16 protein-coding genes are annotated in these 20983 nt (G+C 46.8%); 9 read left to right on the top strand and 7 right to left on the bottom strand.

Going from position 1 to position 20983, the window contains the following annotated elements; all coding sequences use genetic code 11:
- Positions 1-18 precede the first annotated feature (18 nt).
- The 4 genes from ACOMG9_RS00845 to ACOMG9_RS00830 all read right to left on the bottom strand — a co-directional run bounded on the left by ACOMG9_RS00845 (position 19) and on the right by ACOMG9_RS00830 (position 6480).
- A complete protein-coding gene (locus tag ACOMG9_RS00845; protein WP_448215397.1) occupies positions 19-2115 on the bottom strand; it encodes a neutral/alkaline non-lysosomal ceramidase N-terminal domain-containing protein in 2097 nt (698 codons plus the stop codon).
- A gap of 321 nt (positions 2116-2436) precedes the next feature.
- Positions 2437-2781, bottom strand: coding sequence for a hypothetical protein (locus ACOMG9_RS00840; protein ID WP_422136458.1), 345 nt, complete (start codon positions 2779-2781; stop codon positions 2437-2439).
- A gap of 472 nt (positions 2782-3253) precedes the next feature.
- Complete coding sequence (locus ACOMG9_RS00835) at positions 3254-5740, bottom strand: ABC transporter permease (RefSeq protein WP_448215396.1); 2487 nt, start codon at positions 5738-5740, stop codon at positions 3254-3256.
- Positions 5737-6480: an ABC transporter ATP-binding protein gene (locus ACOMG9_RS00830; protein ID WP_448215395.1), complete on the bottom strand. Its 744-nt coding sequence runs from the start codon at positions 6478-6480 to the stop codon at positions 5737-5739. The genes ACOMG9_RS00835 and ACOMG9_RS00830 overlap by 4 nt, the downstream gene beginning before the upstream one ends.
- Between ACOMG9_RS00830 and ACOMG9_RS00825 the strand changes: the two genes are divergently transcribed.
- The 7 genes from ACOMG9_RS00825 (at position 6455) to ACOMG9_RS00795 (ending at position 15690) form a co-directional block, all read left to right on the top strand.
- Complete coding sequence (locus ACOMG9_RS00825) at positions 6455-7216, top strand: arylesterase (protein WP_494529650.1); 762 nt, start codon at positions 6455-6457, stop codon at positions 7214-7216. The genes ACOMG9_RS00830 and ACOMG9_RS00825 overlap by 26 nt on opposite strands.
- A 190-nt stretch (positions 7217-7406) precedes the next feature.
- The gene (locus tag ACOMG9_RS00820) at positions 7407-8531 is read left to right on the top strand and encodes a hypothetical protein (RefSeq protein WP_448215393.1); all 1125 of its coding nucleotides are present in this window, start codon (positions 7407-7409) and stop codon (positions 8529-8531) included.
- 122 nt (positions 8532-8653) lie between these two features.
- Positions 8654-9868, top strand: coding sequence for a hypothetical protein (locus ACOMG9_RS00815; RefSeq protein ID WP_448215392.1), 1215 nt, complete (start codon positions 8654-8656; stop codon positions 9866-9868).
- A gap of 529 nt (positions 9869-10397) precedes the next feature.
- Positions 10398-11336, top strand: coding sequence for a hypothetical protein (locus tag ACOMG9_RS00810; RefSeq protein ID WP_494529649.1), 939 nt, complete (start codon positions 10398-10400; stop codon positions 11334-11336).
- 72 nt (positions 11337-11408) lie between these two features.
- Complete coding sequence (locus ACOMG9_RS00805; protein WP_448215390.1) at positions 11409-12875, top strand: hypothetical protein; 1467 nt, start codon at positions 11409-11411, stop codon at positions 12873-12875.
- 467 nt (positions 12876-13342) lie between these two features.
- Complete coding sequence (locus ACOMG9_RS00800; RefSeq protein WP_494529648.1) at positions 13343-14503, top strand: hypothetical protein; 1161 nt, start codon at positions 13343-13345, stop codon at positions 14501-14503.
- 419 nt (positions 14504-14922) lie between these two features.
- Positions 14923-15690 carry a hypothetical protein gene (locus ACOMG9_RS00795; protein WP_448215388.1) on the top strand — a complete coding sequence of 256 codons (768 nt, stop codon included), beginning with the start codon at positions 14923-14925 and terminating at the stop codon, positions 15688-15690.
- A gap of 463 nt (positions 15691-16153) precedes the next feature.
- Here the strand turns inward: ACOMG9_RS00795 and tnpC are convergent, their stop codons facing one another.
- The 3 genes from tnpC to tnpA are packed head-to-tail and all read right to left on the bottom strand — an operon-like array spanning position 16154 to position 18597.
- Positions 16154-17869, bottom strand: coding sequence for an IS66 family transposase (gene tnpC, locus ACOMG9_RS00790; RefSeq protein WP_448215655.1), 1716 nt, complete (start codon positions 17867-17869; stop codon positions 16154-16156).
- A gap of 36 nt (positions 17870-17905) precedes the next feature.
- Positions 17906-18274, bottom strand: a complete 369-nt coding sequence (tnpB, locus tag ACOMG9_RS00785; RefSeq protein WP_448215654.1) for an IS66 family insertion sequence element accessory protein TnpB — start codon at positions 18272-18274, stop codon at positions 17906-17908.
- Positions 18271-18597 carry an IS66 family insertion sequence element accessory protein TnpA gene (gene tnpA / locus ACOMG9_RS00780; RefSeq protein WP_448215653.1) on the bottom strand — a complete coding sequence of 109 codons (327 nt, stop codon included), beginning with the start codon at positions 18595-18597 and terminating at the stop codon, positions 18271-18273. Before tnpA ends, tnpB begins: the two co-directional genes overlap by 4 nt.
- On the opposite strand from tnpA, the gene ACOMG9_RS00775 reads away from it, so the two are divergent.
- Together ACOMG9_RS00775 and ACOMG9_RS00770 are read left to right on the top strand one after the other, a co-directional pair.
- On the top strand, positions 18591-19694 hold the full coding sequence (locus ACOMG9_RS00775; protein WP_494529647.1) for a hypothetical protein: 1104 nt from the start codon (positions 18591-18593) through the stop codon (positions 19692-19694). The two genes, tnpA and ACOMG9_RS00775, sit on opposite strands and share 7 nt — an antisense overlap.
- A gap of 218 nt (positions 19695-19912) precedes the next feature.
- Positions 19913-20956: a hypothetical protein gene (locus ACOMG9_RS00770; RefSeq protein ID WP_494529646.1), complete on the top strand. Its 1044-nt coding sequence runs from the start codon at positions 19913-19915 to the stop codon at positions 20954-20956.
- Positions 20957-20983 lie beyond the last annotated feature (27 nt).

Genomic DNA, 20983 nt, shown 5'->3' with positions numbered 1-20983 from the left:
ACCTTTTTCCTGCTCATTTTATCTTTCACAGGAACGACCTCTTTCCAATCCTGAAAAAGTATTGAGTAAAGATCTCGAGTGGGCGTCAGGATCATGAGCAGAATAATAGAATTCCCCTGATATCGACTCATAGTGTTTTTTCAGTAAACGCCCTCTGGGAATGACCGTGTAATATTCACCGCGAATGACAATGCGATATAAACCTTCTTTGTCGTACATATCGGGTGTCCACTCGACGGTAGCCACCCCCGCCTGCCATTGGAACCGGGTAGTCCAGTCATCATCTGTGGCAACCGTATCCCATGATCCTGTACAGTCATTCTTCCTCTGCACATAAAAAAAACTATCGAGATCCATGCCTGATCTTGGGTGTGATGCAATATATTGAAGCTTCACTGACTGGCCTGAGTGAATATTATCCTGACTGTCAGTTATTATACTTCCATATTGGCTATGTTCTTTTTCCGGGATGTTATCCATACGAACATCGTCGTACAGATAACTCAAATCCAACGGCATAGGTTCATCCGAAGGAGGCTGCTCCTCTTTACTCAATTGCCTGGAAAGACTTGAAAAAGCCTGAATCATGGCACTGAGCTCCCATGGACCGTATAAGGTGGATGCTCCCTCATAGTGCTGTTTGTAGAACTCCTCTGCTGTGGTCAGATAGCTGGCATAATCGTTGGAATACCCGGCGATGACAATATGCCTGTCAGGAATCCCTGAAAGTTTTGACAATCTTTTTCGAAGCCGTCTTCCAGCCATAACTGTCGGCTCAACAGGCAAGGCAGCAATCTGAAAATTGCCCAGCCGAGCCAGCATCAAGGGCAGGACTTCGGGGACCCAGGGCTGGTTAATGACTTCCCGGTGCATATTGCCTGAGGGAAACACATCATTGAAATAGTGAAAGTTTTTCCGACTTCCCAATGACAGCATGACCGGCTTGGGCTTCTGACATATCAGTTCTTGTTCGGACGGCGAGGTCAGAAAATCGGTCACCATTCTGATCCACCATTGCTCATTCTTGCGGCCTTCATAGGCCCCAAGTAACAACCTCACAAAATAGGGCGGCCGACCATCTTCCGTGCCTGCGGCAAAACTGTATCCCATAGCTGGATTGCAGGTTGTTACTTGCTTCTGCTGCCCTGAATATTCTTGCCAGACTTCGTAGTTGGAAAAGTCCACCCAGTTATGCACCGACTCAATGGGTCCATAAACTCTGTTGCCTCTGGCATTAAAAAGTTCCAGGGCTTTTTTAAACTGTCTTTGACCAATCTCCCTGACATTTTCTTCGGGCGTTTTGCCGGGCCCGGTGCCATCAAGATTCAGGTTAGGTGTCATGTCCCCGGCATTGGTTTGTGGAAAGGCTGCAATGAAAGAATCCACTCCCCAGTTGTACTTTGCATAGCGTTCAAAAGCCCAGCTGGCATAGCCTTTGTTGTCACTGCTCAACAGGAGATTACTGCGGGGATAGGAGACTGCATGGGTTGCAAACCAGGTGATAGCACCTAATGGCCTACCGCCCCGGGCAAACCTGAGTTGCTGAACAAACCGGTCAATAGAACCTCGCCGGCTGGCATCTACATTGTTTTCATAGGCAGACAGGGACCGATTGCGGCTGGCATTGTCCAATAACCCCGTTTTCATCCGGATCTCAGAAGGAGCAAGGTCTTCATGGGCCATCCTGATGGCCTGGATAATGCCCGACACCATCTTTTCAAAAGCCCGGTCATCGAATACGCCATAGGGCATATTGTATAGAAAATGGTGAGACTGACCGGCTGCGGCACTGTGGGTATGAGTCGCTGACAGGATGACGTTGTGGCGGTTATAAAGAGAACCAAACTCTTGTTCCAACCGAGTTAGAACCGCCTGATAAACACTGGCAAAAACCGCTCCCGCATCAATGACCACAATAGCAAGACGATGGCTCTCTCTTCCCTGACTCACTATAAAGGCTCTGGCCCACTGCCGATCATTGATTCCAGCACTTATCTGGCTGCTGTCGGCATATCCCATCATGCCACTGCCTACTGCCGAGCCTGTGATGTCTGCTTTACTGACCCCGACCCAATAGGAAGCATTGACCCAGGTTGCCAAAAAGAGAAGTATCAAAAAAAGACTGCCGGAAGAAAAAGTAAACCGGTTCATAAAATTCCCTATCCGTTCAGAAGAGCGGAGTATAGCTAGCTCTCAGATCAGACAAAGCCCATGGGACAGTCAATTGGGGAAAACTACCATAAAAAACCACAACAAAGACACAGTTATCCAACAAGTTATCCACAGGTTGCAGGTAAAACTCTGGTACCCATCCGCTATCTCAAACTCTAGAGGCCGGTTTTCGGGGGGATGCGTTCCCACGCCTGGCGGGAACGAGTTGCAGGAGCTTTGCGAAACGCTCTTAAAGGTGGGAAAAATATCAATTCCACTGGATCGCTATTGCTTCATCATCATGCCGACCAGTTGCAGCATCTGCATTTCTGTCTGGCAAATTCTCTGAAGATCTTCCTGGGTCTCCCGGCTCATATCACCCAATCGATCATTCATTTCATCCTGTCCATGCCATTTTTCAACGGCCATATCTTCCGGGTAAGCCGCCAGCAGTCTGTTATGGAGTCCCTGCTGCTTTTCCCAGAGGACACTCAGCATAATGATAAGAATGGGAGGAGCCTGCCCCGTCAGGGAACGAAGCTTGATATAGGTCCAATACAACTGAGCAATCCGAAAAGTGCTGTTGCGCAGACACAAAAGGGATAGATAAGCTTCTTCCTGATCAGTCATGGAGTGTCTCCTCAGTCCATATAGAACACCCGGAACTCGTTATCAGAAGACTTACGGCTGTCTTCAGGCTTGAGCAATACTGCGGATGAAGATCACTTCGACAGCGTTCAGAAAGTGATCCGTAAAATCACTGTAACATGGACATCATAAATGCCCATAGAGAAAATCGACCCGTTTTCCAGCATCTGAACAGAAGGCACAGATGACCGGAAAAACCACTGCTTCAAAAAAGTTATCCACTTTTCCACAAAAACCCTGATCAAACCCCTGAATGAACTGTGGATAAGTGAGAAACTGCCTCTGAATCTGGCTTCATTGAAGAACTGATCAAAAAACAACCAGCTCATCAATGAATCACTCCCTGCCAACCAGTGGGTGTCGCAAAACTCTAACAACTCGTTCTCACGCTCTGAGGGTGTCGCGAAACTCTCTTCGCCGTGGGAACGAGCTGTTGAAGTTTTGCAACATAAAACTACTTGAGAACAACGCCAGGCGACTGCCTTAGCACACGTCTGATGCCAAGCCAGCCCGATAGGCCAATCAGCAAGGCACTGACAATGGGAAGCGTAAACCAGAGCCAGATAGCTGGCTGCCAGGATAGCTCAAAGACCTGCACATTCAACCACCCGCTACAGATTTCTGTGCCCACCACAGCCATCATGCCGGAGAATGCCCCCAGAATGAAAAACTCGCCTACCTGCATGATCACAAGTTGCTTTCTGCTGCCACCCAGAGATCGAATCAGAGCCCCTTCACGCAGTCGGGTATCAAGACTGGCTTCTATGGCCGATGCCAGAACCAGTAAACCCGCCAGTAATAGCGCCAGAAGCATGGCTTCCACCGCAAGAATGGATTGCTCAAGCATCACCTGCACCTGACTGATAACAGCGTCCATATCCAGCAGACTGATGGTTGGAAACTGTCGAACCAGTTCATTCAACACCAGCCGATCCTGCTGTGGCAGATAAAAACTGCTCAGCCAGGTCGCTGGCAAACCTTTCAGCGCGGCTTCTGGCAAAATCATGTAAAAGTTGGGTTGGAAAGACTCCCACTGAACTTCCCTGACACTGGTGACTTTGGCAGTCACTTTAGTACCTGCAATCATAAACGTCAGTTCATCACCCAACCCAACCCCCAGATGCTCAACAATAGACCTCTCAATGGAAATCTCACCGGTATCACCCGGTTGCCACCACTCCCCTGCCACTACCTCGACTTCAGATGAGGGCTGGTCTGACCAGGTCATGTTCAGCTCACGATGCAGGGAGTTATGATTCCTCTGCTCTTCTGAAACAGCCTCTTTGGCCGAGAGTCCATTGATTTCAATCAGTCGACCCCGAACCATAGGATAGAGAGTGGTTCCGTTTATATCATTGCTCTGCAAGAAGTTCTGAAAGGATTTCACTTCTGCTGGCTGAATATTGATCGCAAAGTAGTTGGGGGTTTTCTCAGGTAATTGTTGTTGCCAGCGTTCCAGCAAATCCGTTCTTACCAAAAGCACCAGAGCCATAGCCATGAACGTCAGGGTGAAAGCTGTTAACTGGGCAGACGTTTGTCCCTGTTCCTGAAGCAGACGTTTCAGACCAAGCCGCCAGGGCATGGGTACGGGTTGCCCAGACAAGCGACGATGAACGCTTGTTAGTCCGGCTTTGATCGCCAGCGTGATGAGTAATATGACGGCGCTGACTCCAAGAATCATTCCCACTGTCATCAACAACTGGCCTGTGTGATACCAGAGCAGCATCAGCATGGTAATCAGAGACAACCCATACACCGACCAGACGCTTGCGGCGGCTGGTGTCAGCTCACGCCTGAGTACCCTCAGTGGCGTAACGTCCCTCAGTCTCAGTAATGGCGCCAGGCCAAATCCGACCAGTGTAATAATGCCGGTCAAACCACCCACTATCATGGGCACAGGACCGGCCTCAGGGAGCCATGGGGGCAAAACATTCGCCAGCAGTTTGACCACCCCAGCCTGTAGCAGCCAGCCAATGATGACACCGGGTATTGAAACCAGAACAGCCATCCAGAGCAGTTCTCCGACAAAAATCTGCATAAGCTGATTCTGCTGTGCGCCCATGCACCGCATCACTGCGATACCATCAAAGCGTCGTTCAGCAAATCGACGGCTGGACATAGCAACCGCAATACCGGCCAGAAGCATGGCCGCAATACTGCCCAGTCCCAGAAACTGCTTTAACAGGACGACAGAACCGCGCAGGTCTTCACGATCGTCTTCTGCCAGATTCAGTTTTTCGCTGTCGGATAAAAGGGGCTCAACCTTACTTTTAAATATGGCCAGCTGTTCTGCTTCACCTGCAATCAATGTTTTCCAGTGAACCCGACTTCCCGGCTGGATAATTCCAGTCGCATCCAGATCGTTAATGTTAAACATCAGACGGGGTGACAGACTGTAAAAGCCACTGCCACGATCGGTTTCCAGAGTGATCGCTCGCGCGACTTTGAACTCTGCTTCCCCTAGCAGAAGGGTGTCGCCCACTTCCACTTCCAATAGTGGAAACAGTCTGGGTTCCAACCAGACTTCTCCTTCTCCGGGCGTATCCTCAGTCACTTCATCCGCTACAAAAGGCTGATCAGCCGTTCGCATGTGTCCACGCAGAGGATAATTAAGGGTGACTGCTTTTGCTGACACCAGCTGCATCTGGTCTCCAGCCATAACCACCGACGGAAATTCCAGAACAGTGGCTTGTTCAACAGGTTCGTTCTCTATGGCCTGACTGACCTGTTCAGACAGCTTTTTGGAACTGCTGATGACCAGATCCGCACCCATCACTTCGGCTACCTGTCGACCCAATGAAAGCTGAAGCCTGTCACTGAAAATCGCAATAGAGGTGCTGACGCTCACGGCCATCAGAAGGGATAACATCAACAGCCAGAGTTCACCGGATCGCCAGTCCCTCAGCAGAAAACGCCACGAAAGCAAAAGACTTTGACTCATTTCAGTGCTCCGGGATGTTCAACTTGCTTTTCTTCAGCCTTCGCTTTGGCTATCTCTTCTTCCAGATGCCCCCGGGTCAACTTTAAAACTCGTTGACAGCGGTGGGCCAACTGCAAATCGTGAGTCACCAGAACCAGTGTCGTTTTGTTCTCACGGTTCACCTCGAAGAGCAAGTCGATAATGCTTTCCCCGGTTTTCTCATCCAAGTTGCCCGTCGGTTCGTCAGCAAACAATATCTCCGGCTGCCCGGCAAAAGCTCTGGCAATGGCAACCCGCTGCTGCTCTCCGCCGGATAGCTGTTTTGGGTAGTGGCTCAGCCTTTCAGATAAACCCACCCTGTCGAGTAACGTTCTGGCATCTGCCTCTGCGTTCTCTTTTCCTGCCAGTTCCAGGGGTAACATGACGTTTTCCAGAGCCGTCAGATTAGGCAGAAGATGGAAAGACTGAAAAACAAAACCGGTATGATCGGCCCTGACCCGGGCTCTGCCGTCTTCATCGAGATGATCAATCCGGTTACCAGCCAGAGCCACCTCGCCTTCAGTAGGCAGATCAAGACCGGCAAGAATGCCCAACAGAGTGGATTTTCCGGACCCTGAAGTCCCGATGATGGCGACAGACTCTCCGGACTTGATCTTGAGATCGAGTCCGGACAAGATGGTGAGCGAACCACTCTGGGCTGTCACTGTTTTACTCAGGGATTGTGCCGAAACGGCAATGAAGGATTCTGTGCTAATGGTCATACGCAGTTGTTTGCCGATGTTTAAATTAATTGTTATTGGGCGGTTGTGTTCCGTGAAAAATAGTTTTCGTTGCCCGCGTTCATATTCGAAGATGACACAAAATAGTTTTCTTCGCTTATGCTTTTTAATACGTTCATGGTTGCTTATCGGATGTTTCGCACTAGGCTCTGGTGCAGCGGCTGCTGCTGAGAAAACCCTGCTGGTCTACGGCGACAGTCTCAGTGCGGCTTACGGTATTGAAATTAATCAAGGCTGGGTTTATTTATTACAGCAAAAAATGCAACAAACCAACCCCAACTGGAAAGTGGTCAATGTCAGTATCAGTGGTGAGACAACAGCAGGAGGCTTGAGCCGACTAAAAACGACACTGGATAAATATAAGCCTGACCTCATGCTATTGGAATTAGGGGCAAACGACGGACTGCGGGGTACTTCTCTAAAGAGTACGAAACAGAATCTCGAAAAAATGATTGCAATGGCTCAGGCCAACAAAGTCAGAACAGTTCTGTTTGAGATGCAGATCCCTCCCAATTATGGTCCGCTCTACACCCGTAAATTTACAAATATTTTTCAGGAACTGGGCAAAACCTATAATCTGACTGTTGTGCCTTTCTTTCTGGCAGGAGTAGCGGGTAACAGTGACTTGAATCAGCCCGATGGCATTCACCCAACTGCCGAAGCACAGCCAAAACTGCTCGAAAATGTCTGGACTGGTCTCCAGCCACTCCTGGAGTAAAATTGAATCGCCCGATCGTCTGCCAGCAGGCCTGGGAAAAAGCTGACGTCGGCAAACTCCGATCCTGGACGAGCTCTTCATATCATCGGGTTGGGCGGGACTTAACTTTATTTGAACAAATTTCCGGGCTGACAGTTGAAATTTTTAGTCTATGCTCACATTCGTTTTTTTATTAAAGACGGATTCAGACATGTGTCGTTATTTTATTCATCAATCGAGATGGCTTCTTTCATTGGTTTTGTTATTTAGCCTGCAAGTGCTGGCTGCACCCTGTAAAAATTGCGGCAAAGAGAGCGAGCCCGGTAAGGAAGGGCAAATGTTGTGCCAAACCTGTGACTCCGGAAAACTTACTGCTCCTCCTCCCAGTCCGTCATCACCCTTCAGGATTTTGTTGATGAATGATGAAAATGAAGATGTGTTGAATGCCCGGATTCAACTCAGCGACGAGACTTTCGATGCTTTTGATCACAAAGATGACAATGCATATACAACACTTTCCAAATTGCTTGCTCGGTATCTGACAAAGATTGCCGGGAAAATGAATCTGAATGAACTGGAAATGACTTTCCAGGAAGAGCATCACAGTCGTAAGAAAAAGGAGGGGCCGGATTATCAACACCGGCATGATTGTCTGGTATTTTTCATCCGTCACGTTCATAAGCAAATGAGGGGGCGGTTTAAGGAAGAGCAAACGGGGATGATGCAAAAAATGCATCAGGCAGCGCTTGGTGCAGGAGCTGCAGAAACAGAAAAGAGGCCAATCCATGAAAAGGCAAGAGCTTTGACTCGTGAGAGCGCCACGAAAATAGAACCACCTGAATGGCCTGACCTGTCAGGTATGGGAATGACTCTCCTGCTCAGTACTGAATTTCAGAACGAGCAACTGATGATGGATCTTACTTCTGTTTTTCAGGCTATTCAGGAAGGAAATATGATACAGCTGATTATTACTCTAACGGTGGCAGCAGATGGCGGTAATCAGGCTGCCGCAGGCATACCTACCTGGTTGATGCTTGGTGCTATTATTCCCGACCCTGCTATGAACGGTGATACAGAGTCTGCGGACATGCACCTGTTAATCGGAACCCAGCAGCCACTGCATGTTAATCAACAAAATTTAATGAACGTACTCATAGCTACAATAGAGATAGTGGGTCAAAACGAGCACAATGCTGATTTATCTTTACACTTTTTTCAGAGCCCTCAAATGAATATTCAGGATAACGAAGATCCTCTATCATCAATCCCCAATATCGAGAATTCGATTAATCCTAATCTTCCCGTTAGCGGATTTGCCACCAAGCAAGGCCTTTAGAAGAGTCCCTCACATCATCGGGTCGGACGGGACTCAACTTTATTTGAACAAATTTTCGGGCTGGCAGTTCAAAATTTTAGTCTATGCTCACATTCGTTTCTTTATTAAGGAAGGATTTAGATGTGCATCCTTATTTTATTCATCAATTGAGATGGCTTCTTTCATTTATTTTGTTATTTAGCATACAAGTGCTGGCTAACCCCTGTAAAAATTGTGGCGAAGAAAGCGAGCCCGGTAAGGATGGGCAAATGTTTTGCCAAACCTGTGATTCCGGAAAACTTACTTATCCAGCCCTCAGTCGGTCATCCCACACTAATAAACGTTTGAAACGCTCCGCAGCTAAAAAGAGCGCCACCATGACAACGAACGATGAGATACCTGCCCCCTCATGTTTAGATCCGTTACCCTTCAGGATCTTGTTAGCGAAAGATGAAAATGAAGACGTGTTGATGGCTCGAGTTCAAGTCACTGATAAGACTATGGACGCTTTTGAGCGGAAAGATGGCAAAGCATATACTAAGGCTCTTGCCAAGTTGCTCGCTATGATTATGGACAAGATTGCCAGAAACATGAAGGTGGATCAACTGGACATGAGTTTCGAGGATGAGCATCACGGTCATAAGAGAAAGGAGCAGTGGGATCATCGACACTGGCATAAGTCCCTGGCATATTTTATCTATCAATGTGAAAAGCAAATGAAGCGTCGGGGTGAGGAAGAGCAAACAGGGATGATGCAAAAGCTGCATCAGGCAGCGCTTGGTGCAGGAGCTGCAGAGACAGAAAAGAGACCAATCCATGAAAAGGCAAGAGCTTTGACTCGTGAGAGCGTCATGAAAATAGAACCACCTCAATGGCCTGACCTGTCAGCTATGGGATTGACTCTCTTGCTTAGTACTGAGTTTCAGAACGACCAACTGATGATGGATCTCAGTTCTGTTTTTCAGGCTATTCAGGAAGGAAATATGATACAGCTGATTATTACTCAAAACGTGGCAGCAGATGAGGGCAATCAGGCTGCCGCAGTCATACCTACCTGGTTGATGCTTGGCGCTATTATTCCCGACCCTGCTATGAACGTTGATACAGAGTCTGCGGATATGCACCTGTTAATCGGAACCCAGCAGCCACTGCTTGTTAATCAACAAAATTTAATGAACGTACTCGTAGCCACAATAGAGATAGCGGGTCAAAACGAGCAAAATGCTGATTTATCTTTACACTTTTTTCAGAGCCCTCAAATCAATATTCAGGTTAACGAAGATCCTCTATCATCAATCCCCAACATCGAGAATTCGATTAATCCTAATCTTCCCGTTAGCGGATTTACCACCAAGTAAAGCCTTTTGACGTCGGAATAAGACAATAACGGCAATCATCAGACACTTAGAAGTCAAAAGACGTTTGTTCTGCTGACTCTTCTCTACGCTGACAGCGATTAAACCGTCTGCCAGACTGACGCGCAACCTCTGGTCAGTTACAGAGTCTTCAAAGCAATTTTTTTTCGCCGTTCGCCGGTAATGGTTTCTGCGGAAGTTTCCTGCTTTTTCAAATTGGAAACCGGGTTCACCTCCAAGCTCATTTCATATTGGAGGAGACTTTTTGGCTGGCAGTGCAAAATTTTAATCTAAGCTCAAGTTCGGTCTTTCATTAAGAGCGAATTGAGATATGCATTATTATTTTATTCATCAATCGAGATGGCTTTCTTTATTCGTTTTGTTATCCAGCCTGCAAGTGCTGGCTACACCCTGTAAAAATTGCGGCAAAGAAATTGAGCACGGGAAGGACGAACAAATGTTCTGTCGAACCTGTGATTCCGGCAAGTCTGCTTCTCCGCCTCTTGATCCGTCGTCCTCCGCTGATCAAAGTTTGAAAAGCTCTGCAGCTAAAAACGCCACCGGAGCAACGAACTCTGAGAATCCTTTTCCCAAGTTTTATGTGTTCCCTTTCAGGATCTTGTCGTTTGACGCAGATGAAAATGATGATGTGCTTGTTGCTCAAGCTCGATTGAGTGGCTTGGCTATCGATGCTTTTGAGCGTGGAAATGGCGATGCACTGGCTGAGTATATTGCTCAAAGGCTGATAAATCTTGCTGGCCTTATGAAGGTGGATCATCTGAAAATCAAGTTTATGGAGGGGTATCGACTGCAACAGCTATCGGAGATGGTGGAGCAAAAGCAAAAGCAGTTGAAGTTCTCGCAAAAAATTCACCAGGCAGTGCTCAGTGCAGGAGCTGCTGAAGGAACAAAAATAGTAAAGATGCCAATCCATGAAAGGGTAGAAGATCTGACTAGTGAAAGAGCCGCGAAAATAGACCCATCTCAATGGCCGGACCTGTCAGATATGGGAATGGTCCACTTGCTCACTGCTGAGTTTCAGAATTCCCCACTGATGATGGATCTTACTTCTGTTTTTCAAGCTATTCAGCAAGGAAACATGATACAGCTGATCATTACTCGAATGGCGGTAGCAGATGAGGGCAATAAGACTGCCGAAGGCACAGTTACGCCTCTGATATTCGCCGCTATTATTCCAAACCCTTTTATGGCAGGTCAAACAAAGTCTGCAGATATGCATCTGTTATTGGGAAGCCCGCCACTGCATGTTAATCAAGATAATTTAATGAACGCACTCACAGCCGTTATGAATGTAGTCAGTGAACACGAGCACAATGCTGATTTATCTTTACACTTTTTTCTTAGCCCTCAAATCAACATTCAGGATAACGGAGATCCACTGTCATCAATCCCCAATATTGAGAATTCTATTAATCCTAATTTTCCTGTTAGCGGATTTGCCACTAAGTAAGGCCTTTTGACGTCGGAATAAGACAATAACTGCCATCATCACACATTTAGGAGTCAGAAGACGTTTGTTCTGATGACTCTGTCCTATACTGACGGGATGGTTGGGCGGGACTGGCCTTTCTTTAAGCGATTTTCTGGCTGGAAAGGCGAAATTTTAGTCTATGCTCACATTCGTTTCTTATTAAGGACTGATTGGGATATGCATCCTTATTTTATTCATCAATCGAGATGGCTCTTTTTATCTGTTTTATTATTTAGCCTGCAAGTGCTGGCTACCCCCTGCAGGAATTGCGGCAAAGAAAGTGAGCCCGGTAAGGATGGGCAAATGTTCTGCCAAACCTGTGATTCCTGGAAGTCTGCTTTTCCACCACCTGATCCGTCATCCTCCGCTGATGAAGGTCTGAAAAGCTCTGCAGCTCAAAATACCAGCGGAGCAACGAACTCTGAGATACCTGCTCCCGAGTTATATCCGGTAAACTATAATTTCCTGTTCTTAGAGAAGGACGACAATGATGAGTTAATTGCCCGAGTTCAAATCGGTAGCATGCTTGTTTATGCCGCTGAGCGGGAAGATAGCGATTTGCATGCCACATTAGCTGAGCTAATTGCTCTGGATCTCATAAATCTTTACGATCTCATTAAGTTGGATATTCTGAAATTTGAGCGGGAAGATGACGATTACGATGTGTATGCCACATTGGCAGATCTAATTGCTCTGAATCTCACAGATCTTTACGATCTCATTAAGTTGGATGTTCTGAAAGTTGAGCGGGAAGAGGGAGGCTCCCCAACGCTATTGGATAAGCGGGAGGATAGGGACCGCCTGCAAAACCTGTTGGGAATAGTGGAGCAAGTACAAAAGCTATTGGAGGTAGCGGGGCAAGGGCAAAAGCAACTGGGGAGGTTGAAGCTGAGGCAAACGCAGTTGAAGTTCTTGTTAAAACTGCATCAGGCGTTGCTTAGTGAAGATACTGTTTCAGTGAGACTAATAAAGACACCAATCCATGAAAAGGCAGAATCTCTGAGTCGTAAAATAGCTGCGGAAATAGACCCATCTCAATGGCCGGACTTGTCAGATATGGGAATGGCTCACCTGCTCAGTGCTGAGTTTCAGAATTCACCACTGACGATCGATCTTACTTCTGTTTTTAACGCTATTCAGCAAGGAAATATGGTACAGCTGATCGTTACTCAAACGGCGGTAGCAGATGAAGGTAATCAGGCTGAAGCAGGCACAGTGAGGCCTTTGATACATGGCGCTATTATTCCAAACCCTATTATGAACGCTCAAACAGTGCCTATAAATATGCATCTGTTATTGGGAACCCTTCCACTGCATGTTAATCAAGATAATTTAATAAACACACTTACAGCCATTATGAAGATACTCGCTGAAAACGAGCACAATTTATCCTTACACTTTTTTCTGCCCCCCCAAGCGTATATTCAGGATAACGAAGATCTTCTATTATCAATCCCCGATATCGAACATTCGATTAATCGTAATCTTCCCGATAGCGCATTGTCACCGAAGCTGTAACAAGACTATCAGTGCAATCATCACAGACTCAGGAGTCAGAAGACGTTTGTTCTGATGACTCTGTTCTATGCTGACGGGATGGTTGGGCCGGACTGGCCTTTCTTTAAGAAGTTTTCTGGCTGGAAAAACAAAATTTTAAGTACTCAGCTATACGGAATCGAATATTTCTGGCTTATTGGGCAGGTGCTCTGCAAGGCGCAACGACGGGAACATAGCAAGCTATGTGGCCAGAGTTGTAACGCAGTCAGAGTGACTGAACTATAAGTCAGAAAATATGATTTCGTATGGTTGAGTACTTAGTCTATGCTCACATTCGTTTCTTATTAAGGGCTGATTGAGATATGCATCCTTATTTTATTCATCAATCGAGATGGCTCTTTTTATCTGTTTTATTATTTAGCCTGCAAGTGCTGGCTACCCCCTGCAGGAATTGCGGCAAAGAGAGTGAACCCGGTAAGGATGGGCAAATGTTCTGCCGAACCTGTGATTCCGGGAAACTTACTTCTCCACCTCCCAGTCCGTCATCCACTATTGATAAAGGTTTGAAAAGATCCGCAGCCAGAATGAATGCCACTGAGGCGACGGACGATGAGTTATCTGATCACTCAGAGTCAGATTCGTCACCCTTCGGGATCTGGGTAATGAGTGATGAAAATGAAGATCTGTTGAATGTTCAAGTTGAAGTCAGTGACAGGACTGTAGATGCTTTTGAGCGAAAAGATGGCAATGCATATGCCAAGTCACTTGCTAAAGTACTTGCTCAGAATATGGCAAAGATTGCCAGAAACCTGAAGGTGAATCAGCTGGACATCAGTTTCAAGGAGGAGCATCACTGTCATCAGAAAAAGGAGAGGCGAGATCATCAACATCTGCATAAGTCCCTGGCATTTTTTATACGTCACTTTCAAAAGCAGTTAGAGATGCAGGATCATCAAGAACTGCATAACTCCCTGGCATTTTTTATACGTGACTTCAAGCAGATGGAGGTGCGGGATCAGCTGCAAGAGCAGCAGGAGATGATGCAAAAACTGCATCAGGCAGCGCTTGGTTCAGGCGCTGTAGAGAAAGAAAAGATGCCAATCCATGAAAAGGCAATAGCTTTGACTCGCGAGAGAGCCACGAAAATAGCCCCATCTCAATGGCCAGACCTGTCAGATGCGGGAATGACTCTCCTGCTCAGTATTAAGTATCAGAATGACCTGCTGATGATGGATCTTACTTCTGTTTTTCGGGCTATCCAGGAAGGAAATATGATACAGCTTATCGTTACTCAAAGGGTGGCAGCAGATGAGGGTAATCAGGCTGCCGCAGGCACAACCAGGCTGTTCATGCTTGGCGCAATTATGCCAGCTCCTGCTACAGACGATGATACAGTGTCTATGGATATGCACGTGTTAATCGGGACCCAGCAGCCACTGCATGTTAATCAACAAAATTTAATGAACATACTCATAGCCGCTAAGGAGGTGGCTGGTGAATACGAGCACGGTGCCGATTTATCTTTATACTTTTTTCTAAGCCCTCAAATCAATATTCAGATTAACGAAGATCCTCTATCATCAATCCCCGATATCGAACATTCGATTAATCGTAATCTTCCTGATAGCGCATTGTCACCGAAGCTGTGAGAAGACAATAAGTGCAATCATCACAGACTCAGGAATCAGAAGACGTTTGTTCTGATGACGTGATTTGACCACATCATGAATTAACCTCCGCTCCCGGAAGAGCCCCTCAAATCATCGGGCCGGACGGGACGAGCCTTTCTTTAAGAAATTTTCCGGCTGTAAAGGAAAATTTTTAGTCTAAGCTCAGATTCGTTTTTCTATTAAAGGCGGATTGAGATATGCATCATGATTTTATTCATCAATCGCGATGGCTCTTTTTATCTGTTTTGTTATTTAGCCTGCAAGTGTCGGCTACCCACTGTAAGCTTTGCGGCAAAGAGAGCGAGCCCGGTAAAGATGGGCAAATGTTCTGCCAAACCTGTGATTCCGGAAAGTCTGCTTCTCCACCCCATGATCCGCCATCCTTCTCTGATGAAGGTTTGAAAAGCTCTGCCGCCGAAAAGAAGGCCACCGAAGCAACAAACGATGAGATACCTGCTCAGGACAAGACGAACATTTTAGAGTTCAGGGAGCTGTGGAAAGAGTTGATGGACTCGTGGGCTCCGCTGCAAGCACAGCCGGAGATGATGCAAAGGCTGCATCAGGCAGAACTTAGTGCAGGAGCTACAGAGACAGAAAGGATGCCAATCCATGAAAAGGCAAGAGCTTTGATCCGTAAGAGACACTCGAAAGAAAACCGATTTAAATCGTCGAACATGTCATATATGAAAAAGGTTTATCTGCTCAGTGTCGGGTTTCAGAATTCACAACTGGCGATGGATCCTGCTTCTGTTTTTCAGGTTATTCAGAGAGGAGATATGATACAACTGAGCATTTCTGCTCAAATGGTGGAAGCAGATGCGGGCAATCAGGTTGCCGCAGCCGCCACAACCAGGCTGCTGGAGATTCATGGAGCTATTATTCCAGACCCTGCTACGGAGGGTGATGCAGAGTCTACAGATATGCACCTGTTCATCGGAACCCAGCAGCCGCTGCGTGTAAATCAACAAAACCTAATGAGCGTACTCACAGCCACCATGGAGGTAGTTGCTGAAAACTCGCACAATAATGATGCATCTCTACACTTTCATTTGATCCCACAAACGTCTATTCCGCCCGACGAAGATCCTCTACTGCCATCCTCCAATATCGAAGATTGGATCAATCGTAATCTTCCCGATAGCGGATCTGCCACTGATCAGTTGTGACGCTGGAATAAGACAATAACTGCAACCATCACAGACTCAGGAGTCAGAAGATGTTTGTTCTGCTGATTCTGACAGTGCGGTTTGACCGCATCATAAACTGATCTCTGATCCCGGGCGAGCTGTCATATTATCGGTTTGGGCTGAGCTTGCCTTTCTTTAAGACATTCCCTGGCTTGCAGTGCAAAATTTTAGTCTATGCTCAAATTCGTTTTTTTATTAAAGGCGAATTAGTGTATGCATCATTATTTTATTCATCAATCGAGATGGCTTTCTTTATTTGTTTTGTTACTTAGCGCGCAGGTGCTGGCTGCACCTTTTACCTGTGAGAGGTGCGGCAAAGAGTTTTTCTGCCGAACCTGTGATTCCGGGAACTCTACTTCTACACCTTCTGGTCCGTCATCCTGTGCTTATAAAGAGTAAGCGCCAAATAAACCAGCGTACTGGCTGCCGCCCCCAAGATTTCTTATTCTTTGCCTGTCTTAACATTCCAGGGGAGAAGCTGTTCCAGTTTCTCAACGGTATCGGCGTAAGGCAGCTCTTTTAAAATATGGTTCAGGTAATTGAAAGGCTCCAGACCATTCACCTTTGCGCTTTCAATCAGGCTGTATAAAAGGGCACTGGCTTGCGCCCCTTTTGGCGTGTCTGCAAACATCCAGTTCTTGCGGCCAATAGCGAAGGGGCGGATGGTGTTTTCCGCTGCGGCATTACTGATATCCAGGTGGCCGTTGTCACAGTAAACGACCAGTTTTGGCCATTGGTTCAATGCATAGCTCATGGCTTGGTGCGACAGGCTGCCCGGGTCTAGCCTGGTTATGTTTTTCTCCAGCCATACATGAAAGTCGTCCAGTAGTGGCTTACTCTTTTGCTGACGCAGGATGGCTTTTTCTGATGGAGGAAGATCTCCTATTTCTTTCTCAATGGCGTAAAGCTTACCGATTTTGCCTAAAGCGACATTCGCCTTGCTAACGCGGGTGTTTTTCACCTTTTTGCCCGGTTTGGCTTCGCCCTTCCTGGCATCCAGAAATTTCCTGCGAACGTGGTCGAAGCAACCCGCCTGGGTGATGCCTTCTTGTTTGCATACAGCGTCGTAACTGGCATACCCGTCAGTTTGCAGGTAACCGCTGAACCCTTCGAACAGACGCAGGGGAACCTCCTTGCCTCTTGAGGGATCGTATTCAAACACCACCGATGTTTGTCCGGGTGGCCCACCAAGGCTGACCCACATATATTTGTCAGAGTTGATGGACTTGCTGGTTTCCTTGATCACCTGAATTCGGGTTTCGTCAGCATGGATCACCGAACCGGTCTTTTGATGATCTCTCATCAAATTGATGAGTGGCCGCAGTTCTGTAGACAGCCGAATCAAAGAGTTGGCCATCGTCGTCCGGGTGACAGAGCCACCGTATCGCTTGAGGATATTCTCTTGCCTGTACAAAGGCAGTGCGTCGCAGTACTTGGAGACAATGATCCAGGCCAGTGTGCAAACAGAGAGTGAAGATTTGGGCAGTGGGTGTTTTGGCAGCTCTGCAACTTTAATGACCCGCTTCTCCTGTCCATGCTCATCGACTTCTGGAAAGACTGCTTTCTCTTGCAGAATTTCTTTCACCTGAACCTTGGTCGGAACGATATCAAGCTCTTCACGGACTTTGACAAAGAAGGTATCAATGGCTCCGGCTTTTTCTTCTTCACTGAGTTCAGAGCGTTCCTGCACTCTGGGCAGAGACTCTGAAAATGACTTGCGCCCTGTTTTCTTTTTGCGTGGTTTTGGAGGCTCTTGCTCTGGCTGACCTTCAGCTTCGTCTTGCTCTCCGGTGCAGCCTTCCAGCTCCACCTCGTTGAAAATGTCGACCTGGCTGTTGTTTTTTTCAGTGCTTCTTCCGTACAGGCGGGATCGGGAGAGCCTCAGGTACTCTTCCAGTTGCGCAATGCGTTTTTTTTGAGAATCGATGACCTCTGACTTCTTTTGAATAATGTCGTCTTTTTCAAGAAGGGCATTTTCTTTTTCAAGAAGGGCATTTTCTTTTTCAAGAAGGGCATTTTCTTTTTCAAGAATGACACTTTCCTGCGAATGGATCGCCTCAAACAAGGCGACCATTTCAGGGTTAGTCTCAGCCTGATGAAAGGGCAAATCCAGTGCGGATTTCGGCTGAAAAATCAGAGTGTCGGCGGTCGATTTCATGGTCGCTATTTTACCATAAAACCCTGAAAAACAGGACTAAAAACAGCTCTCATAATGCCTTTTTTTATGGGGTTGCATGGCATTGAGATTGTAGCCGTCCAGCAGCCAGTTTAATTGTTTCCCGGTTAATGTAACCAGCTCTTCGTCCGGTTTGGGCCAGTGGAATTTGTCCTCAGACAGGCTCTTGTAATAAAGCACAAAACCATTATCTTCCCAGAACAGGCACTTGATTTTATTACGCTGCCGGTTGGTAAACGCATATAAATAGCCGTCAAAGGGGTTGTGCCCCAGCTCTTGTTCAACCAACACAGCAAGCCCACGAAATGACTTGCGAAAGTCAATCGGCTCCCGGTAGAGAAACACCTTTGGTAATACCTCTGACGGTCGCATAACCGGGGTGTTCATAGCATATCCCTCACCAGTTGCTCACAAAGCGACAGGTTACTTTCATCAATACCGGACACTGTTACACCACTGGGTAGGGTGATGGAGAGTGGTGTTATCCGAGAAGGCGCACCAGGTTCTGGTTGGGGTGTTACCTGGACAAAGCCAGAGTTGTTCGGGGTCGGTTTTACGCTGGGGGTTGTGTCGAGTTTACGCTTCCAGTATCCGAATTTGGATACCCTTATACCATGCTGTTGGCACCACGCACTCTGAGTCAAACCTGAATCCCGCCACGACTGAACACGCTCTAGCCATTCACTGTCTGCGGGTAATTTCTTTGACATATTGGCCTCCTTATATCGGGAGGCTAATCATTTCAAATGGGGTTTTGATTCTGAAGGGCGTGGGTTTATTTGGCGTTTACTATAAAGATATGAAAAGCTCTGCAGCTAAAAACACCAGCGGAGCAACGAACTCTGAGAGACCTGATCTCGAAGAGTTTTATCTGCCAGCCTACAGATTCTCGTCGGTAGAGAAAGGTGAAAATGGTGATTCGTTGATTGTTCAAGTTAAAGTCCGAGAGAGTGTTATTGATGCTATCGAGCGGGCAGCAGTAGAGAAAGAAGGCGATGCATGTACCAAGTCATTGGCTGAGCTAATTGCTTCTAAGCTTGTAGCTATTGGCAATCACAGCAAGATAGATCATGTGAATTTTAAGTTGGATGAGGGGGATCAGGAACGTCTGCCAAAGCTATTTGAGATGGTGGGGCAAAAGCAAAAGCAGATCGAGTTCTCGAAAAAAATGTTTATGGCAGCGCGTGGTTCAGAAGTCGAACGGACAATAATGCGAAGGAGTACAATCCATAAAAGATTAGAGGCTCTGACTCGTGAAAGAGCCGCGAATATAGACCCATCTCAATGGCCAAACCTGTCGTATATGGGAATGACTCACCTGCTCACTGCTGAGTTTCAGAACGCCTCACTGATGTTCGATCTTACTGCTGCTTTTCAAGCTATTCAGGAAGGAAATATGATACAGCTGATCATTACCCGAATGGCGGCTGCAGATGAGGGCAATCAGGCTGCCGCTGGCACAGTCACGCCGGTGATGCTTGCAGCTCTTATTGAAGGCCCCACTCAGCGCCGTGATCAAGCAGAGTCTCCGAATATTCATCTGGTATGGGGAACCCCGCCAATGATTTATAATGATATGAACTTGCCCCCGCCACTGCGTTTTAATCAACATGATTTAATGGATGCACTCACAGCCATTATGAATGTGGTCAGTGAAAACGAGCAAAATGCTGATTTATCTTTACACTTTTTTACGACGCCTCAAACGTATATTCAGAATAACGAAGATCCTCTATTATCAATCCCCAATATCGAACATTCGATTAATCGTAATCTTCCCGATAGCGCATTTTCAACGAAGATCTAACAAGACTATGCAATCATTACAGACTCAGGAGTCAGGAGACGTTTGTTCTGCTGAGTCTGACAGTGCGGTTTGACCGCATACTAACCTCTGATCCTGGGCGAGCTGTCGTATTATCGGTTCGGGCTGAGCTTGCCTTTCTTTATGAAATGCCCTGGCTTGCAGTGCAAAATTTTAGTCTATGCTCATATTCGTTTTTTTTATTAAGGGCGAGTTGGGATATGCATCATTATTTTATTCATCAATCGAGATGGCTTTCTTTATTTGTTTTGTTACTTAGCGCGCAAGTGCTGGCTTCCCCCTGTACCTGTGAGAGGTGCGGCAAAGAGCTTTTCTGCCGAACCTGTGATTCCGGGAACTCTACTTCACCTTCTGGTCCGTCATCCTCTGCTGATGAAGATATGAAAAGCTCTGCAGCTAAAAACACCACCAGAGCAACGAACTCTGAGATACCTGATCCCGAGGCGTTTGATCCGATACCCTATAGATTCTCGGCGGTAGAGAAGGGTGAAAATGGTGATTCGTTGATTGTCCAGGTTAAAGTCCAAAGTAGGGTTATTGATGCTATCCAGCGTGCAGAAACAGAAAAAGATGGCGATGCAATTGCCAAGGCAGTGGCTGAGCAAATTGCTTCTAATCTTGTAGATATGGGCAATCTCAGCGGGTTAGATCATGCAAATTTCAAGTTGGATGAGGGGGATCAGGAACGTCTGCCAAAGCTATTTGAGATGGTGGAGCAAAAGCAAAAGCAGATCGAGTTCTTGAAAAAAATGTTTCTGGCAGCGCGTGGTGCAAAAGTCGAACGGACAATAATGGCAAGGAGTATAATCCATGAAAGAGCAGAGGTTCTGACTCGTGAAAGAGCCGCGAATATAGACCCATCTCAATGGCCAAACCTGTCGTATATGGGAATGACTCACCTGCTCACTGCTGGGTTTCAGAACGCCTCACTGATGTTCGATCTTACTGCTGTTTTTCAGGCTATTCAGGAAGGAAATATGATACAGCTGATCATCACTCAAACGCTTGCAGCAGATGAGGGCAATCAGGCTGCCGCTGGCACAGTCACGCCGGTGATGCTTGCAGCTCTTATTCCAGAAACCCTCTTATGGCGCCGTGAACAAACAGAGTCTTCGAATATTCATCTGGTATGGGGAACCCCGCCAATGATTTATAATGATATGAACCTGCCCCCGCCACTGCGTTTTAATCGTAAACGCCAAATAAACCCACGCCCTTCAGAATCAAAACCCCATTTGAAATGATTAGCCTCCCGATATAAGGAGGCCAAT

This window comes from Endozoicomonas sp. PH6C (genome assembly GCF_059322965.1).
Note: the sequence above shows the minus strand (reverse complement) of the source record. Positions and strands in the feature narration are given on the sequence as shown.